Source organism: Sulfitobacter sp. IGS-18 (assembly GCF_059628195.1).
This window is the reverse complement of the sequence record NZ_CM184556.1, coordinates 1,891,564-1,907,690: the sequence shown is the minus strand read 5'-3', so window position 1 is coordinate 1,907,690 and position 16,127 is coordinate 1,891,564. Positions and strand designations below refer to the sequence as shown.

General features: G+C 63.1%; 12 protein-coding genes and 1 tRNA gene. 7 read left to right on the top strand and 6 right to left on the bottom strand.

Annotated elements, in window-relative coordinates:
• Nucleotides 1-334 precede the first annotated feature (334 nt).
• On the bottom strand, nt 335-2,758 hold the full coding sequence (locus tag ACWNZ3_RS09170; protein ID WP_496899766.1) for a GcvT family protein: 2,424 nt from the start codon (nt 2,756-2,758) through the stop codon (nt 335-337).
• 173 nt (nt 2,759-2,931) lie between these two features.
• On the opposite strand from ACWNZ3_RS09170, the gene ACWNZ3_RS09165 reads away from it, so the two are divergent.
• The gene (locus tag ACWNZ3_RS09165; protein ID WP_496899765.1) at nt 2,932-3,159 is read left to right on the top strand and encodes a hypothetical protein; all 228 of its coding nucleotides are present in this window, start codon (nt 2,932-2,934) and stop codon (nt 3,157-3,159) included.
• 38 nt (nt 3,160-3,197) lie between these two features.
• Here the strand turns inward: ACWNZ3_RS09165 and ACWNZ3_RS09160 are convergent, their stop codons facing one another.
• The gene (locus tag ACWNZ3_RS09160) at nt 3,198-4,502 is read right to left on the bottom strand and encodes a DUF2254 domain-containing protein (RefSeq protein WP_496899764.1); all 1,305 of its coding nucleotides are present in this window, start codon (nt 4,500-4,502) and stop codon (nt 3,198-3,200) included.
• A 180-nt stretch (nt 4,503-4,682) separates the two neighbouring features.
• Between ACWNZ3_RS09160 and ACWNZ3_RS09155 the strand changes: the two genes are divergently transcribed.
• Together ACWNZ3_RS09155 and ACWNZ3_RS09150 are read left to right on the top strand one after the other, a co-directional pair.
• A complete protein-coding gene (locus ACWNZ3_RS09155) occupies nt 4,683-7,100 on the top strand; it encodes a GcvT family protein (protein ID WP_496899763.1) in 2,418 nt (805 codons plus the stop codon).
• A gap of 40 nt (nt 7,101-7,140) precedes the next feature.
• On the top strand, nt 7,141-7,761 hold the full coding sequence (locus ACWNZ3_RS09150; RefSeq protein WP_496899762.1) for a nucleotidyltransferase family protein: 621 nt from the start codon (nt 7,141-7,143) through the stop codon (nt 7,759-7,761).
• Nucleotides 7,762-8,184: 423 nt separating this feature from the next.
• Here the strand turns inward: ACWNZ3_RS09150 and ACWNZ3_RS09145 are convergent, their stop codons facing one another.
• Entirely contained in the window at nt 8,185-8,559 is a 375-nt protein-coding gene (locus tag ACWNZ3_RS09145) for a DUF4440 domain-containing protein (protein WP_496899761.1), read from the bottom strand.
• Between the two features lie 166 nt (nt 8,560-8,725).
• The gene (locus ACWNZ3_RS09140; RefSeq protein WP_496899760.1) at nt 8,726-11,608 is read right to left on the bottom strand and encodes a Hint domain-containing protein; all 2,883 of its coding nucleotides are present in this window, start codon (nt 11,606-11,608) and stop codon (nt 8,726-8,728) included.
• A gap of 474 nt (nt 11,609-12,082) precedes the next feature.
• Between ACWNZ3_RS09140 and ACWNZ3_RS09135 the strand changes: the two genes are divergently transcribed.
• Nucleotides 12,083-12,907: an IS5 family transposase gene (locus tag ACWNZ3_RS09135; RefSeq protein WP_067290280.1), complete on the top strand. Its 825-nt coding sequence runs from the start codon at nt 12,083-12,085 to the stop codon at nt 12,905-12,907.
• A gap of 516 nt (nt 12,908-13,423) precedes the next feature.
• Here ACWNZ3_RS09135 and ACWNZ3_RS09130 read toward each other — a convergent pair.
• Nucleotides 13,424-13,507: transfer RNA gene (locus ACWNZ3_RS09130), tRNA-Leu, on the bottom strand.
• A gap of 121 nt (nt 13,508-13,628) precedes the next feature.
• On the opposite strand from ACWNZ3_RS09130, the gene ACWNZ3_RS09125 reads away from it, so the two are divergent.
• Both ACWNZ3_RS09125 and ACWNZ3_RS09120 read left to right on the top strand, forming a co-directional pair.
• Nucleotides 13,629-14,207: a YqaA family protein gene (locus ACWNZ3_RS09125; RefSeq protein ID WP_496899759.1), complete on the top strand. Its 579-nt coding sequence runs from the start codon at nt 13,629-13,631 to the stop codon at nt 14,205-14,207.
• Nucleotides 14,204-14,671, top strand: a complete 468-nt coding sequence (locus tag ACWNZ3_RS09120) for a disulfide bond formation protein B (protein WP_496899758.1) — start codon at nt 14,204-14,206, stop codon at nt 14,669-14,671. The genes ACWNZ3_RS09125 and ACWNZ3_RS09120 overlap by 4 nt, the downstream gene beginning before the upstream one ends.
• On the opposite strand, the gene ACWNZ3_RS09115 is transcribed toward ACWNZ3_RS09120, so the two are convergent.
• Nucleotides 14,663-15,088 carry an Lrp/AsnC family transcriptional regulator gene (locus ACWNZ3_RS09115; protein ID WP_269367380.1) on the bottom strand — a complete coding sequence of 142 codons (426 nt, stop codon included), beginning with the start codon at nt 15,086-15,088 and terminating at the stop codon, nt 14,663-14,665. The two genes, ACWNZ3_RS09120 and ACWNZ3_RS09115, sit on opposite strands and share 9 nt — an antisense overlap.
• Before the next feature lie 107 nt (nt 15,089-15,195).
• Between ACWNZ3_RS09115 and rocF the strand changes: the two genes are divergently transcribed.
• Nucleotides 15,196-16,116, top strand: coding sequence for an arginase (gene rocF, locus ACWNZ3_RS09110; RefSeq protein ID WP_496899757.1), 921 nt, complete (start codon nt 15,196-15,198; stop codon nt 16,114-16,116).
• Nucleotides 16,117-16,127: the final 11 nt, after the last annotated feature.

Genomic DNA, 16,127 nt, shown 5'->3' with positions numbered 1-16,127 from the left:
CTCCGGCCCGAATTCTTCGAAGAATTCGAATGCGCGGCCGATGCGTGTGCCCCCAGCCTTCGGGCACCCGTGCTGCGGTTCGTGGCGCAGGAATATCTGCTGCCTTTGGGAAAGTGACCTTCCTGCCGACCCCGGAGTTTTCAAAAACTCCGGACCGAATTCTTCGAAGAATTCGAATGCGCAGCCGATGCGTGTGCCCCCAGCCTTCGGGCACCCGTGCTGCGGTTCGTGGCGCAGGAATATCTGCTGCCTTTGGGAAAGTGACCTTCCTGCCGACCCCGGAGTTTTCAAAAACTCCGGACCGAATTCTTCGAAGAATTCGAATGCGCCTGTCTTACGCCCGCAGCCGGGCACCTGCGGGGTCGAAGGGCGGTTCCGCCAGCACCGTCGCGCGGTGCGGTTGGCCCAGCACCATCACCTCCACCACATCGCCCGGCCCCGCATCGCGGAGGAATGCCAGCGCCAGCGACTTGCCCACCGAATAGCCATAGGCGCCGGAGGTCACCCGCCCGATGCCCTTGCCATCCATGAAGATCGGCTCCCCCCCACTCGCATCCGCGTTGGAGGCATCGGTCTGACCGGCATCCAGTTCCAGGATCACCAGATGCTCCCGCGCGGGCCTGGCCAGGGTCAGCATGACCGCCTCCTTGTTCAGGAAATCCTTGTCGGTCTTGCACAGCCGGTCCAACCCGACCTCCTGCGGCCAGTATTCCGGCGAATATTCGCGGCTCCAGGAGCCATATCCTTTCTCGATCCGCAGCGACATCAGCGCGCGGCTGCCGACAGGGCCTGCGCCGATGTCGCGGCCCGCGTCCAGCAGCGCCTGCAACAGGCGCGCCTGATCGGCAGCGGCGCAATGCAGCTCCCAGCCCAGATCGCCGGTAAAGGACACCCGCAGCGCCAGCACCTCGATCCCCGCCAGAGTGATCCATTTCGACCGCATGAAGGGGAAATCAGGCGTCGCCAGCGCGGTATTGGTCAGCTTTTGCAACAGATCGCGCGATTTCGGTCCTGCGACGTTGAAGCCGCAGACATCCACCGTCAGGCTGTCGAATGTCGTGCCCTCCGGCAGGGGCAGCGCGCCAAAGAACCGCTGGTGATAGCGTTCGGCCATGCCGGAGCCGATGATCCAGAATTCATCCTCCGCCAGCCGGGTCACGGTGAAATCCCCGGCAATCCCGCCCCGCGTGCCGATCAGCGGGGTCAGGCAGGACCGACCCACAGCCCGGGGCATGGTATTGGCAAAAACCGCGTTCAGCCAGCTTTCCGCCCCCGGCCCCTTGCAGCGGTATTTGGCAAAGTTCGAAATGTCGATGATACCCGCATACTCGCGCAGCATCCGCGCCTCGCGGCCCACCTGCGCCCACCAGCCCTGCCGGGTGAACCCGTGGGTTTCATCCTCTGCCCCGACGGGCTGGCCGTAGTACAGCGGATGTTCCCACCCGTAGTTCAGGCCAAAGACCGCGCCCAGGTCACGCTGCATCTGATAGGCCGGGCGCATCCGCATGGGGCGGCCCGCGCTGCGTTCCTCGTTTGGAAAGTGGATCTTGAACCGGTTGGCATATTGGTCGCCCACCCGCGCCCGGGTAAAGGCGGCATCGGCCCAGTCGCCAAAGCGCGCCATGTCCCAGGCGAACATGTCATAGCGGGTTTCGCCGGTGACGATCCAGTCGGCGGCCAAAAGCCCCATGCCGCCGGATTGCGAGAATCCCGGAATGATGCCGTTGCAGCAGAAGTAATTGCGCAGTTCCGGCACCGGTCCGAACAGCACGTTGGAATCCGGCGACCAGATCATCGGGCCGTTGATCACCCGCTTGATTCCCGCCTCGCCCACCGCAGGCACCCTTGCAATCGCGCGCATCATGTTGGGTTCGATCCGCTCCAGATCATCGGCAAACAGCTCGTGGCCGAACCCCTGCGGGGTCCCGTCCTCGGCCCAGTAGCGCATATCCTTCTCATAAGCGCCGACCAGCAGGCCCTTGCCCTCCTGCCGCAGGTAATATTCGCCATCGCGGTCCGCGACCGACGGCAGGCGGCGGTCCATCCCGGCAATCTCCGCAATGGTTTCGGTAACGAAATACTGGTGCTCGGTCGGTTGCAGCGGCAGTTTGAGCCCTGCAAGTGCCGCCACCTCGCGCCCCCAGAGACCGGCGGCATTCACCACCCATTGTGTCGCGATGTTCCCCTTCTGCGTGCGCACGATCCAGCTGCCATCCGGTTGCTGCTCGGTGCCGGTGACGGGGCAGAAGCGGATGATCTCGGCCCCGTTCTGCCGCGCCCCCACGGCATAGGCGTTGGTCACGCCGGAAGGGTCCACGTTGCCGCCGTTTTCCTCGTACATGATGCAGCGGATGCCGTCGAAATCGACCAGCGGATGCAGCGCCTCTGCCTCGGCGCGGTCGATCTCGCGGAACGGCAGGCCATAATATTTCGCCTTGGCCGCCTGCAGGCGCAGCTGGTGTTCCCGCGCCTCGGTCTGCGCCAGATAAAGCGATCCGGGCTGGAACACGCCACAGCTCTGGCCCGTCTCGGCCTCCAGCGCGTTGTAAAGGTCCATCGTGTAGTTCTGGATCCGGGTGATGTTGTTGTTGTCGTGCAGCCCGTGAATGTTAGCCGCCGCATGCCATGTACTGCCCGAGGTCAGTTCGGAGCGTTCCAGCAGCACCACATCCGTCCAGCCCAGCTTGGTCAGGTGGTAGAGGATCGAGCAGCCGATAACGCCGCCCCCGATGACGACGGCCTGGGCATGGGTGCGCATGATAGGTCCTGAATTGGGTTGCGTTATTCACAACCTCTACGGGCTTGCATCGGGCTGATTGCCAGAAAGCGACATCTGCCGTCGCTCGAATATAATTCGACGCCCGAGGGATCCGGATTTCTTAACCGTCGCAGGCGCAACCGACCCCTTTGCGGCATGTATATGAGCGGCTGATGCAGGAATCGCCGCAGGCCTTGCCCTTTGAGCAGACCTTGCAACAGGCAGCATTCATCGGTGCTTTTCCGTTCAAGGAGTTCAACACACTCAGGAAATCAGCAGCGGGTATCTTCGGAACCGACATTGGTCCTGCCGCTGCAAGCGTGACGACAGTGACCCCAAGAAACAGTGCCCGAACCACAAACATGAAAATATCCCGATCTCTCCAAGAGATCGTTCGATAACACGCGGTGAGTTTTTTGGTTAACCTTTTGTTAACTTTTTAATCGTCGACCTTTGAGACTGCCGCGCGCACCTCGGCACAGGCAGAGGCCAGCACACGGTCCTGATCCGGCCCGAAGGGGATCGCCTGAACCGCACGGCGCAGATGCAGAACCGCCGCCTCCCTGGCCGCGCGGCTCAGCCCTGCATCGGGGTGCCGCATCAATCCACTCAGGGCTTTCTGCAGGCGCTGCTGCACCTCGACAATCTGCACCCCGTCCCGTGCCAGCGCGCCAAAGCCGTCCTCGATCAGGTCGCCGGGGTCCAGCGGCGGGAAATAAAGCGCATCAAGCACTTCGTCTTCGCGGTCCTTGGCCTCTTCATCCTTGTAGAGCGACAGGATCCGCCCGATGCGCCCGATCACGTCGATGGCGGTGCCGGGGTCGTTGACCCCCGGCGACAGCGCCTTGGAGGCGACTTCCCCCATCACCACTAGGCCAAAGCGCGGGTCCTGGTCATAGGTCCGCAGATCGCCCAGCGCGATGCAATCGCGCACCGCCTTTTCCACCGCTTCGCTGTCAGCGTCCTGCTTGTCATAGATCACCGCAACAAGCGGTTCGTTGATGAAAACATAATCGCCGATGTTGCGCAGAAAATAGATGCGCGCGCCCTGCTCCGCCGCGGTCTGGTGCAGCGCTTCGGGATAGACGTGCTGGATATATCCGCTTTCGGTGGCCAGCACCTTTTCCGCCCCCTCGGGAATGTCACCTGTCAGGGCATTTGCACCCAGACAGGGGTTCTGCAACCGCTCCCTGAACCCCGAAACGGTCACCGTCTCGATCTGGCGGGTCACATCCATCAAGCTGCCGAATGTCTGCAGGTGCAGGACCCAGCGGATCAGGTAGATCACGATCACCGCCAGCACCAGAACCGTCATGAGAAACAACACAAAGGCCCGGTCATCCACATAGACCCCGAGTTCGCGCAGGATGATCGCCACCAGAGCATAGACATAGGCGCCGATGAAAACCGCCAGGGTATTCTGGGTCGTCGGGTCCTCCAGGATCAGGCGGTGCACCCGCGGGGTCCATTGGGTCGAAGACGCGCGATAGACCGATACCATGACGGTCAGCGAGAATGTGGTCACCGCCAGCATGGCATTGGCGATGATGTTCAGCAGCCGGTCCGCCGCATCCCCGTGCAGCATGGTCGCAATCTCATCCGGCACGAACCCTTCGATCAGCTGCGTCAGCCCCAGCGCCACAAAGGACATCAGCCCCATGATCACAACACGGACCCAGAGCTTGCGGGTATAAGAGCGGGCCCGTCTTAGAATGGTCCTGGGGGTCAATGCGGAAAGATCCATGCGGCATGATCTAGCACGGCTGCGCGAAGGTCCATAGCGGTGCTGCGCGAAACAAGCCGGTCGCGGATTCGAAACCAACCCCGGGCAATCCGACCGCGCGCGACATGATCTGTCGTTAACGGACCAGAGGTGTTTTCCGCAGCCCGCCAATCTGTGGCAAAATCCAACCGGAGTTTTCCCATGCAAACCACCACCCGTGTCCTGATCATCGGCGGCGGCGTCGTCGGCGCTTCTTGCCTCTACCACCTGACCAAACTGGGTTGGTCGGATGTCATGCTGGTGGAGCGGTCAGAGCTGACCTCGGGGTCAACATGGCACGCGGCGGGCGGGTTTCACACGCTGAACGGCAACACCAATATGGCAGCACTTCAGGGCTATACCATCCGGCTCTACAAGGAACTGGAAGAAATCACCGGCATGTCCTGCGGGCTGCACCACGTCGGCGGTGTGACCCTGGCCGACAACCAGGACCGTTTCGACATGTTGCTGGCCGAACGGGCCAAGCACCGTTTCATGGGTCTGGACACCGAGATTGTGACACCGGAGGAGATCGCAAAGATCGCCCCCGTCACCAATATCGACGGCATCATCGGCGGGCTTTATGACCCGCTGGACGGTCACCTCGACCCCTCCGGCACCACCCATGCCTATGCCCGCGCCGCACGGATGGGCGGCGCAACGATCGAGACCCATTGCATGGTCCGGGAAACCAACCAGCGCCCCGACGGCACCTGGGAGGTGGTCACCGACAAGGGCACCATCCACGCCGAACACGTCGTGAACGCAGGTGGCCTCTGGGCGCGCGAGGTTGGCGCGATGGCGGGCGTCTACTTCCCGCTGCACCCGATGGAGCACCAGTATCTGGTGACCGAGGAAGTGCCGCTGATCGTGGAGATGATGCAGGACGGCAAGGAACATCCCCATGTGATGGACCCGGCGGGCGAAAGCTATCTGCGGCAGGAAGGCCGGGGCCTTTGCATCGGGTTCTACGAACAGACCTGCCGCCCCTGGTCGGTGGATGGCACGCCCTGGTCCTTTGGTCAGGACCTGTTGCAGGACGATTTCGACAAGATCGAGGACAGCATCACCTTTGCCTACCGCCGCTTCCCCGACCTGGAACGCGCAGGCGTCAAGAACGTGATTCACGGCCCCTTCACCTTTGCCCCCGATGGCAACCCGCTGGTCGGCCCGGTGCCCGGAATGCGCAACTACTGGTCCGCCTGCGGCGTCATGGCGGGCTTCAGCCAGGGCGGTGGCGTGGGCCTGACCCTGGCGCAATGGATGATCGAGGGCGAGCCGGAACGCGATGTGATGGCGATGGATGTGGCGCGCTTTGGCAAATGGATCACGCCGGGCTACACCCTGCCCAAGGTGATCGAGAACTATCAGAAACGCTTTTCCGTCTCCTACCCGAACGAGGAACTGCCCGCCGCCCGGCCGCACCGCACCACACCGATGTACGACATCTTTACCGGGATGGGCGCGGTCTGGGGCCAGCAATTCGGGCTTGAGGTCGCCAACTACTTCGCCACGGGCGATGAGCCGACCTATGAAACCCCGTCCTTCCGCCGCTCGGATGCCTTTGGCGCCACCACGCGCGAGGTGCTGGCGGTGCGCAACGGGGTGGGCATCAACGAGGTGCAGAACTTTGGCAAGTTCCTGGTCACCGGGCCACAGGCCCGCGCCTGGCTGGACCGGATCATGGCGGGCCGCGTCCCGGCGCAGGGCCGCTTGTCGCTGACCCCGATGCTGTCGGAAAAGGGCAAGCTGATCGGCGATTTCACGATCTCCTGCCTGGATGCGCAGACCTTCCAGCTGACCGCCTCCTACGGGTCGCAGGAATTCCATTATCGGTGGTTTATCAATCATCTGGAAGACGGTGTTGACGTTCAGAACATCTCCGACAAGCGCACCGGTTTCCAGATTGCGGGACCAGAGGCGCGCGCGGTGCTGCAGGCCTGCACCCGCACCGATGTCAGCGGCATGAAGTTCCTGGACGTCTGGCAGATGACCGTGGGCCAGACCGCCTGTATCGTGCAGCGGGTCAGCTATACCGGCGATCTGGGGTTCGAGATCTATTGCGACCCGATGGACCAGCGCGCGCTGTGGTCGGTGCTCTGGGCGGCAGGACAGGTGCATGGCATGGTGCCCTTTGGCATGCGCGCCATGATGTCGCTGCGGCTGGACAAGTTCTTTGGCTCCTGGATGTCGGAATTCTCGCCCGATTACACGGCGGCGGAAACCGGGCTGGACCGGTTCATTTCCTGGAAGAAGAACGTGGATTTCATCGGCCGCGCCCCGGCGGAGGCGGAAAGGGCAACACCGCCCGCGCGGCAGCTTGTGGCCTTTGACGTGGAGGCCGAAGACGCGGATGTGCAGGGCTATGAGCCGATATGGCTGGATGGTGCGGTTGTGGGGTTCTGCACGTCGGGGGGCTATTCGCATTTCACCGGCACCTCCGTCGCCATGGGCTTTGTCCCGCGCGGGCGGATTGCGGAAGGGCTGAAGGTGGAGATCGAAATCCTGGGCCAGATGCGTCCCGCGAGGCTGATCACCACGGCGCTGTTCGATCCCGACGGGGACCGGATGCGCGGCTGACGGGATGGCGCTCGGCGCCGGACGGCCCTAGGATGACCCGATGGATCACCTGATGCCGATCATCATCCTTGCCGCGGGCGGATCGACGCGGATGCAGGGGCGCGACAAGCTGCTGGAAACGGTGGATGGAACACCCCTGCTGCGCCTTCAGGCGCGCAAGGCGCTGACGCTGGGCCGTGGTCCGGTCATTGTGGCCCTGCCGCCCACGCCACACCCAAGATATGCGGCGCTGGCGGGGCTTGACCTGCAGGCCCTGCCCGTCCCGGATGCGGCGGAAGGCATGAACGCCAGCCTGCGCGCCGGTATCGCCGCCCTGCCCGATGGGGCCATCTGTGCGATGGTTCTGCTGGGCGACCTGCCGGATCTGACAGTGCAGGACCTGGCAAAGGTTGCCGATGCGGTTGACACGGATGGCCCCGCCCTGATCTGGCGCGGCGCAACGGCAGAAGGCGCGCCCGGCCATCCGATCGTGTTCCGATCTGAGCTGTTCCCGGCGCTGGCCAGGCTGACCGGCGACAGCGGCGGGCGCGAGGTGGTGGCGCAGGTCAGGGAGCGTGTCGTGCTGATCCCCCTGCCCGGCAGTCGCGCCCGGCTGGATCTGGATACGCCGGAGGCCTGGGCGGACTGGCGCGCCGGGCGGGGCAAGGGCGGCGCGCCCTGACACGCGGTCGCGGGTTCAGGCAGCAGCGGTGGAACGTCGCTGTGTCACATCGCTGGCCCGGAGCGCGGCGTTATGTCCGATGGGAGGCAGGGGCTAAGTGGTCATTCGTGAAAAATGCAGCGAAGGGCGGGATTGAGTCCAACCTGTGCTCTCAAAGTAAAGACCCATTGCCAAAGCAAAGCTTTGGCAGCGCCCGAACCGCCCCCACGGGGCGGGCGCTACTCGCCCACCCCTCGGTTCGGGCGCGACCTGTTTCGGGTGTTGCAAACGGCAGCAAAGTCCCGCTCACCTGACCTTCACCCACACCGCGCCAAATGTCCGGTCGGGTCGGAAATGCCTGGCATTCGACAGGTCCGGTTTCCCGCTTCGGATCAGCTGACGACGTCACAGCCAAAGTCACCTGGCGCTCAACAGCAAGGAGCTTCATTCACGCGCAGTCGTATCCTGCGAAAAGACATTGCGCCAGCCATCCGGCCCGCGTTGCCAGATCGAACTGACATACATGGCCTCTGACGCCTGCCGCCCGGCCCGCAGAAAATCGGCGCGATAGCACAGGACCGCGTGATCGCGGCCCAGCCGCATCACCCGGTGCCCGGTCAGCTTGTAGCGGGTGACCGTCGGGCCGTCGTCCAATTGCCCGCTGTGCTCGTCCCTGGTCGCGAAACCGGTCGAATAGACGCCAAGGAAATCGGCATGCAGCATCTTTTCGTCGGTGGCGATATCCCCCTCGACCAGGGCGTCCCAGACCAATTCCTCGCAGGTGGTCAGTTCGGCCAGAAGTTCGTTGTCCTGTTCCATGCCCCACCGATACCCGGCAACGGGCGCGCCGTCACCCGGCAAAAGAAAAAGCGGAGTGGTTGCCCACTCCGCTTCCCCGTGCTCTCTGACCGGGGTCAAAACAGCAGCTGCATATTCCGGTTGTGCGGCCCCCGAAGGGACCGCACGATTTTCTGGGGATTACTTGTTACTTGGTCAGAAGCTGGGCTTCGTGCTTCTTCAGCGACCGGCGGGCCGATGCATAGGCATCGATGCCGTTCTGTGTCGCCAGCTCCGGGAACAATTCCAGGATTTCCTGACGCTGTGCATCGCCGATACCTGCCAGCGACATGTCGCCAGGCTGGAAGCTCTCGGTCCAGGCGCCATCCGACAGGATGACCTCGTGCTGATCGAACATGATGTGCACATAGGTGGTCGAGGATACATCCACGACATCCACCCCTTCCATGCCGGTCAGGTGCTTGGCCGCGACCAGAACCTCACGCTCTTCAAAGTAGAGCGCTGTCTTGTCGTTGGCGATCAGAACGCGGTGGTTCGGAGAGACCATCATGTCACGCTCGGGCAGATCGTTGCCAAGCGCGCCCTGACGGATCAGGACCGGCTTCAGGTGGACCGCCTTTTCGAATTCGGCGGCGCTCATGTCGCGCTTGCCGACCCAGCGGATGACCTGGATGCCGTTGTCACGGGTGATCACGCGGTCGCCCACCTGCAGCTCCTCGACACGGCGCTCACCCTTGGGTGTGGCGATCTTTGTGCCGGGGGTGAAACAGGGGATGATGTTCTCGATTTCCTCGAACACCAGCTGGCCCGCGTCGTTGCCGTCCGCATCAAGGTAGTTGACGATGCCGTCTTCCCGGTCTGCCGACGTGTAGGTGATGCTGAAGCTGCCGCCCGGCGCGGTTGAGCCGCGCAGGTCGAGCGTGTCGTTGTCCACCGGGCCGGAGCCGCCGTCGACCACATCGCCTGCGTTGACGTTGACAAAGGTATCCTGACCCGCACCGCCGGTCATCGTGTCATTGCCCGCGCCGCCGTCCAGAAGGTCGTCGCCCTGGCCACCCATCATGTTGTCGTCGCCGTCGCCGCCGTAAAGCGCGTCGTCTTCGCCGCCGCCATCAAGGCTGTCGTCGCCGTCACCACCCATCAGGGTGTCGTTGTCACGGTTGCCGCGCAGGGTGTCATTGCCGATGCCGCCTTCAAGCAGGTCATCGCCCTGCCCGCCGGAAACGCTGTCGTCGCCCTGGCCGCCCAGCAAGGTGTCATTGCCGGTGTTGCCGTCGATGATGTCATCGTCGATCTGGCCGTCGATGTAATCGTCGCCGGAGCCGCCGGACAGCGAGTCGCGGTCGTCGGCACCATAGATCACGTCATCGCCGGCACCGCCGTTGACCGTGTCCATGCCGTTGTCGGGGTTCCGGTCGGGCGAAACGCCGCCGGTGTCCTCGTCGGTGATGTTGACCACATCGGGGATCAGGTCGGGGTCGTTGCCCGCATAGATCGTGTCGTTGCCGGCACCGCCCAGGATGCTGTCGTTGCCTTCGCCGCCGACAATCCGGTCGTCGCCGGTGCCGCCGTCGATGATGTCGTCGTCGATGCCAGCGTTGATGTCGTCGTTACCGGCACCGCCAAAGATGGTGTCGCGGTCGTCACCGGTGCGGATGGTGTCGTTGCCGTCACCGCCGTCCACATAGTCACGGTCGTTTTCCGGGTCCGCATCGGGGTCATAGCCCAGCGGATCGGTCGCCGCGAAAGGATAGCCCAGATCGGGTGCCAGATCACCATTGCCGGTGTCGATGTTGTCATCGCCGTCACCGCCTTCGACGGTGTCGTTGCCCTGACCTGTGACAACAGTGTCGTCACCGCCGCCCGCGCGGACATAATCGTCGTCCGGTCCGGTGCCCGGCAGGATCGCATCGGGGTCGTTGATGCGGTCGCCATCGGGATCGCCCAGGTAATCCTCGTCGATCAGGTTGCCATCGTCGTCGCCGTCCACATAGCCGTCCAGCAGCGGACCCGCGCCCACTGTGACTGTGGCGGTGCCCGCGTCGGTCAGACCTTCGGGATCACGCACGGTGTAGGTGATGGTCGCCGGGCCGGTAAAACCGTCGGCGGGTGTGAAGGTGACAGTGCCGTCGCCGTTGTCGACAAGCGTGCCCTGTTCGGCGGGGACCGTCGGATCGACCAGCGTCAGCTCGTCGTTGGTATTGTCCACGTCGGTGTCATTGCCAAGCAGGTCGATGACAACCGGTGTCTCGAAGTCGGTCGTGGCGGTATCGTCCACCGCAACCGGCGCATCGTTCACCGGGTTCACGGTGACGTTCACGGTGCCCGTGTCGGTGCCGCCATTGCCGTCGGAAACGGTATAGGTGATCGTGGTCGGCCCGTTGAAGTTTTCGTTCGGGGTGAATGTCACCTCGCCATCGGGCGTGAAGGTCACCACGCCATCGGGGCTTTCTGCCGAGGTCACGGTCAGCGGATCGCCATTCGGATCGGTATCGTTGGTCAGGACGTTCACCGTGTCGGTGGTGTCCTCGTCCAGGATCAGCGTGTCATCAACCGCGTCGGGATCATCGTTGTCCCCGCCGCCGAAGCCGGGGTCATCGAAGGTCACATTGTCCACCGCGCCGGAACCGGGAAAGCGGACTTCGCAGCGGAACGTGCCGGGCACGAAGAGCTGAAGGGTCACTTCGCCGCCGTCACCTGTCGGCTCGACAAACTGGTTCTCGATGACATCGCCCGCTTCGTTATAAAAGATCAGCCGTGTGCCTTCGCCGCCGGTTTCCTCGATGTCCTTGAGGGTGATCGACTTCATCCGCACGGCGTTGTCGAAATCAAAGAAGATGCTGCCGCCGGTGGCGTTGTCATCGGGGTCGCTGCTGTCCCCGTCTTCGGAGATGATCAGCACACCGCCCAGCGTATCGGAGGCGAGGTCCTCGTCACCGCCTGTCGGGTTGGCACTGTCAAAGACCATGGCCTGGCCGGAGCCGCCGGTTGCGGAGATGGTCACGCCTTCATACTCGTCGTCGATGACGGTGCCTGCGGCGAATGGATTGAAGTCAAGCGTTCTAATCATGGTGTAATCTCCTAAGCGTTGCGACGCGCGGCGCGCAGCGCGGCCGGTCTGGAAAATGGTGCAGATTGCGTGTGGGGCAGTTCAGCCGCATACGAAGCAATGCGTCCCGGGGACGCCGTGGGATTGATCTGTGGCCTTGGCACACGGTTCATCTTCATCTTACTCCGAGCAACTCACTCACCCCCGTCAGCAAAGCCTCTGGTCAGGGCGACACACACCAATGCTCCATAAATGGGGAGAACCGCAGCAGACGGCACGGATCATGCACGTCATGATCCTGTCGTGAATACATTCGCAAACGTCGCGGCGTACACACGTCTCCCGCATCAAACAGATGCGCAAAAGTGCGGCCGCCCCCGTGACCTACAGACTTTGCCCCCCAGTTGGGCAAGACTTAGAGCCCGATTTAAAACTAATTGAGTGAGTTCAGCAGGTTGTGCTTCTGTTCGGTTGCAAAGCTGAACGGAGATCACGATGGCCTGGACCGAACTCACCCGACGCCAACATGCCCGAGTGGGCGCCAAGTATGCAAGCGATCTGACAGACCCCGAATGGGCACTGATCGCGCCATTCATGCCAGCACCCAAGTCCACGGGCAGACCCCGCACGACAAGCTTGCGCGACGTGTTCGACGCGATCCTCTACATGGCGACGACCGGGTGCCAGTGGCGGATGCTGCCGAACGACTTTCCGGCGGTATCGACTGTGCGGAGCTATTTCTATACTTGGCGCAACGACGGTTTTCTCGATGAGATGAACCGCAAGCTGGTTGAAGCCACGCGGCTGGCGGAGGGTCGTAAAGCCCGGCCAACGGCGGGGGTTATCGATAGTCAGAGTATAAAAACCACGGAAAGCGGCGGTGTTAGCGGATATGATGCCGGAAAGAGGGTTAAGGGTCGCAAGCGCCATATCGTCACTGACACAACCGGATTGCTCGTCGGGCTCGAGGTCCACAGCGCTGGAATTCAGGACCGTGACGGCGCGCCGGATGTGCTGAAAGCCGTCGCCGCGCGCTATCCCATGCTGCGTCATATATTTGCCGATGGAGGTTATGCCGGTCCCAAACTGCGAGACGCTCTGAAGGCCATTGGGCGATGGACCGTGCAGATCGTCAAGCGTTCCGACACGGCGCAGGGCTTCGAGGTCCTGCCGCGCCGTTGGGTCGTGGAACGTACTCTCGCCTGGCTGGGCCGATGCCGCCGGCTGTCAAAGGATTGGGAAAAATCCATCGCCAGCGCAGAGGCGTGGATCACCGTCGCCCATATTCGACGTGTCACACGCCATCTCGCAAGGGATTAATAATGCTCAGATAGTTTTGAATCAGACTCTTAGATACCTGCTGTCTTTACGCGAACAAAGTGAAAAATGTTCGAAATATGTTTGGATCGCCCATCTTGAGTCCAATTTACGGCCCTGTTTTACCAAGATTTTCCGAAAAGTGAGACCTGATTGTTTCCAGGTACAGCAGTGCCAGCACCGGCATATCTCATATTAATAAGGGGCCGCCACGCGCTCCGCGAAAACGCTGCCTGCAAACCGTGCCCTCATTGTGCAGAATCCAGAAACAATCACATCGCCCGGAAAATCATCGCACCTTCGCCCAATTCTCGCCAAGGTTGTCGTCGGGTTGTTTTCGGGGGGGAACCAATCAAGCTCAATGGCCGGAACTGGTGCTGGATTCAACCGATCCGCCCCGGGAAAGGTCGAATCAAATTCTCAAAGACCGGGCATTGAGGCCAAAACATGCCGCCACGCGCCATGTCGATAAAGGGCATTGGCGGGTCCCGTCAGAACCCATGTTCTTATCCAATTGGATGGTACCCGAGGCCGGACTTGAACCGGCACGCCTTGCGGCAACGGATTTTGAATCCGTCGTGTCTACCATTCCACCACTCGGGCACACGGCGATTGCTTTAACTTGCACTTGAAGTGGCGGCAAGGGGCTTTGTGCGCCCAAGGCCCTTGACCCCGGCCCCGCCACATGATGTTGCAGGGCAGACGAGTGATCGGGCCTTACGAAATGATCCAACGCCTTTATGACTGGACGCTGAGCCTGGCCCAGCATCGCCATGCGCTCTGGGCGCTGGCTTTAGTCGCTTTCATCGAAAGCTCGGTCTTCCCGATCCCGCCCGACATCCTGATGATCCCGATGATCATCGCACGGCCCAACCGCGCCTTCCTGATCGCCTTTGTCGCGCTGGTGGCCTCGGTGCTGGGCGGGCTGCTGGGCTATGCCATCGGCGCATTTGCCTTTGAAACCCTGGGCGAGCCGATCCTTGCCGCCATGGGCAAGACCGAGGCGATGGCCGAATTCTCCGAACGGTTCAACGACCTGGGGTTCTGGGCGGTGCTGACCGCCGGCGTCACCCCCTTCCCCTACAAGGTGATCACCATCATGTCCGGCTGGACCGGCATGCCGCTGGGCACTTTCATCGCCACCTCGATCCTGGCGCGGGGGTTGCGGTTCTTCATCGTGGCGGCGCTGCTGTGGAAATTCGGCGCGCCGGTGCGGGCATTCATCGAACGCAGGCTTGGCCTGATGTTCAGCCTGTTTATCCTGCTGCTGGTCGGCGCCTTTGTCCTTGTGAGGTACATATGACCCGGAAAACCCTGATCCTGCTGGCCACGCTCGGCTCCGCCGGCCTGCTGCTGGGCGCCTTCGGATTTCAGCACCTGGGTGGGCTGGCCCCCTGCAAGCTGTGCCTGTGGCAACGCTGGCCCCATGCGGCGGCCATCCTGATCGGGGTGGCGCTGCTGGCGGGCGGGCACCGTCTGCTGGCCTGGCTGGGCGCGCTGGCCGCCGCCACGACCGCAGGCATCGGCGCCTATCACGCAGGTGTCGAATGGGGCTGGTGGCCCGGCCCCTCCTCCTGCACCGGGGGTGGCATGGACCTGGGCACCATGACCGGCGGCGACCTGCTGTCGATGGACGGCCCCATGGGCGTTGTCATGTGCGACGAGGTTGTCTGGCAATTGGCAGGCCTGTCGATGGCAGGCTGGAATGCCGTCATCTCCCTGGGCCTGACCGCGATCTGGATTGCGGCGGCGCGCCGCTCAGCCTGATTTCCGGGTTTTCAGGAACAGGCTGGTCTCGCTCGCCACCACACCGTCCAGCCGCCTGATCTGGGTCAGCGCCGCGTCGAAATCCTCCAGCGTCTCGCTGCCGATTTCCACGATCACATCCCAACGGCCATTGGTGCTGTGCACCGCGCGGACCTGGCGCATGCTGCCAAGCTGCCGGGTGATCCGTTCGGTGCCGCGCCCCTCGATCCCGATCATCATCATGCCGCGCACCGGGTCGCGGGCGACATCCGCGCGGGTCACCACGGTGAAACCGATGATCTCGCCGCTCTCGCGCAGTTTCGCGATCCGTGCCCGGACCGTGGTGCGCGACAGGTTCAGCGTGGTGGCAAGGTCCGACAGCGCCGCACGCGCGTCATGGCGCAGGGCCGCGATCAGGCGCTCATCCGTTTTGTCCATCTCGACTGTCCATATCGATCACTTATGGCTCAATACGGCCAGTTTGCCCAGTTGTCCACGCCCCGTTCGGCAGGGTATCTCCAGATCAACAGCAAAGGACCCTCCACATGACCACACGCAACTGCATTCTGATCGGCGCACCGATGGATTCCGGCAAACGCAGCAAGGGCTGTCTCATGGGCCCCGACGCCTACCGCACCGCGGGCCTGCCCCAGGCGCTGCGCGATCTGGGCCATGAGGTCAGCGACCGGGGCAATGTCGCCCCCGCCCCCTTTACCGCCAGACCGCACCCCAAGCTGGTGGAGCTTGAGGCCACCATCGCCTGGACGCAAAGCCTTGCCGATGCCGCCGAAGCGGCGATGCAGGACGGGCTGCCGATCTTCATGGGCGGCGATCACGCTCTGTCGCTGGGCTCTGTGCTGGGGGTGATGCGCCACGCCCGCCAGGCCGCGCGCCCGCTCTTCGTGCTCTGGCTCGACGCGCACAGCGACTTTCATACCCCCGAGACCAGCGACAGCGGCAACCTGCACGGCACCCCGCTGGGCTATGTCACCGGGCGCAAGGGGTTTGACGGCTTTCCCGAGATTGGCACCCCGCTGCCCGAGGAAAACGTCGCCATCATCGGGTTGCGCTCCGTCGATGCGGCAGAACGCGCCGCCCTGCAGGACAGCGCCATCACCCATGTGGACATGCGCGAGATCGACGAAAGCGGCATCGCCCGCCCGCTGCAGGCTTTCCTCGACCGGGTGGCCGCGGCAAACGGGTTGCTGCATGTCTCCCTCGACGTGGATTTCCTCGACCCCGCGGTGGCCCCCGCCGTCGGCACCACGGTGCCGGGCGGCGCCACCGTGCGCGAAGGCCACCTTGTCATGGAAATGCTGCATGACAGCGGGTTGATGACCTCGCTCGACCTGGTGGAACTGAACCCCTTCCTCGACGAACGCGGCAAGACCGCAACCCTGATGGTGGACCTCGCCGCCTCGGCCCTGGGCCGCCGCGTCTTCGACCGTCCCAACCGCGCCTATTGAAGGAACAGATC

Excerpts from the sequence above, each read along its gene's own strand:
- ACWNZ3_RS09115 (WP_269367380.1), bottom strand. The coding sequence starts at position 15,088 with ATGGACAAAACGGATGAGCGCCTGATCGCGGCCCTGCGCCATGACGCG.
- ACWNZ3_RS09125 (WP_496899759.1), top strand. The coding sequence starts at position 13,629 with ATGATCCAACGCCTTTATGACTGGACGCTGAGCCTGGCCCAGCATCGC.
- ACWNZ3_RS09170 (WP_496899766.1), bottom strand. The coding sequence starts at position 2,758 with ATGCGCACCCATGCCCAGGCCGTCGTCATCGGGGGCGGCGTTATCGGC.
- ACWNZ3_RS09160 (WP_496899764.1), bottom strand. The coding sequence starts at position 4,502 with ATGGATCTTTCCGCATTGACCCCCAGGACCATTCTAAGACGGGCCCGC.
- ACWNZ3_RS09135 (WP_067290280.1), top strand. The coding sequence starts at position 12,083 with ATGGCCTGGACCGAACTCACCCGACGCCAACATGCCCGAGTGGGCGCC.
- ACWNZ3_RS09165 (WP_496899765.1), top strand. The coding sequence starts at position 2,932 with ATGCAGGAATCGCCGCAGGCCTTGCCCTTTGAGCAGACCTTGCAACAG.
- rocF (WP_496899757.1), top strand. The coding sequence starts at position 15,196 with ATGACCACACGCAACTGCATTCTGATCGGCGCACCGATGGATTCCGGC.
- ACWNZ3_RS09140 (WP_496899760.1), bottom strand. The coding sequence starts at position 11,608 with ATGATTAGAACGCTTGACTTCAATCCATTCGCCGCAGGCACCGTCATC.
- ACWNZ3_RS09150 (WP_496899762.1), top strand. The coding sequence starts at position 7,141 with ATGGATCACCTGATGCCGATCATCATCCTTGCCGCGGGCGGATCGACG.
- ACWNZ3_RS09155 (WP_496899763.1), top strand. The coding sequence starts at position 4,683 with ATGCAAACCACCACCCGTGTCCTGATCATCGGCGGCGGCGTCGTCGGC.
- ACWNZ3_RS09120 (WP_496899758.1), top strand. The coding sequence starts at position 14,204 with ATGACCCGGAAAACCCTGATCCTGCTGGCCACGCTCGGCTCCGCCGGC.
- ACWNZ3_RS09145 (WP_496899761.1), bottom strand. The coding sequence starts at position 8,559 with ATGGAACAGGACAACGAACTTCTGGCCGAACTGACCACCTGCGAGGAA.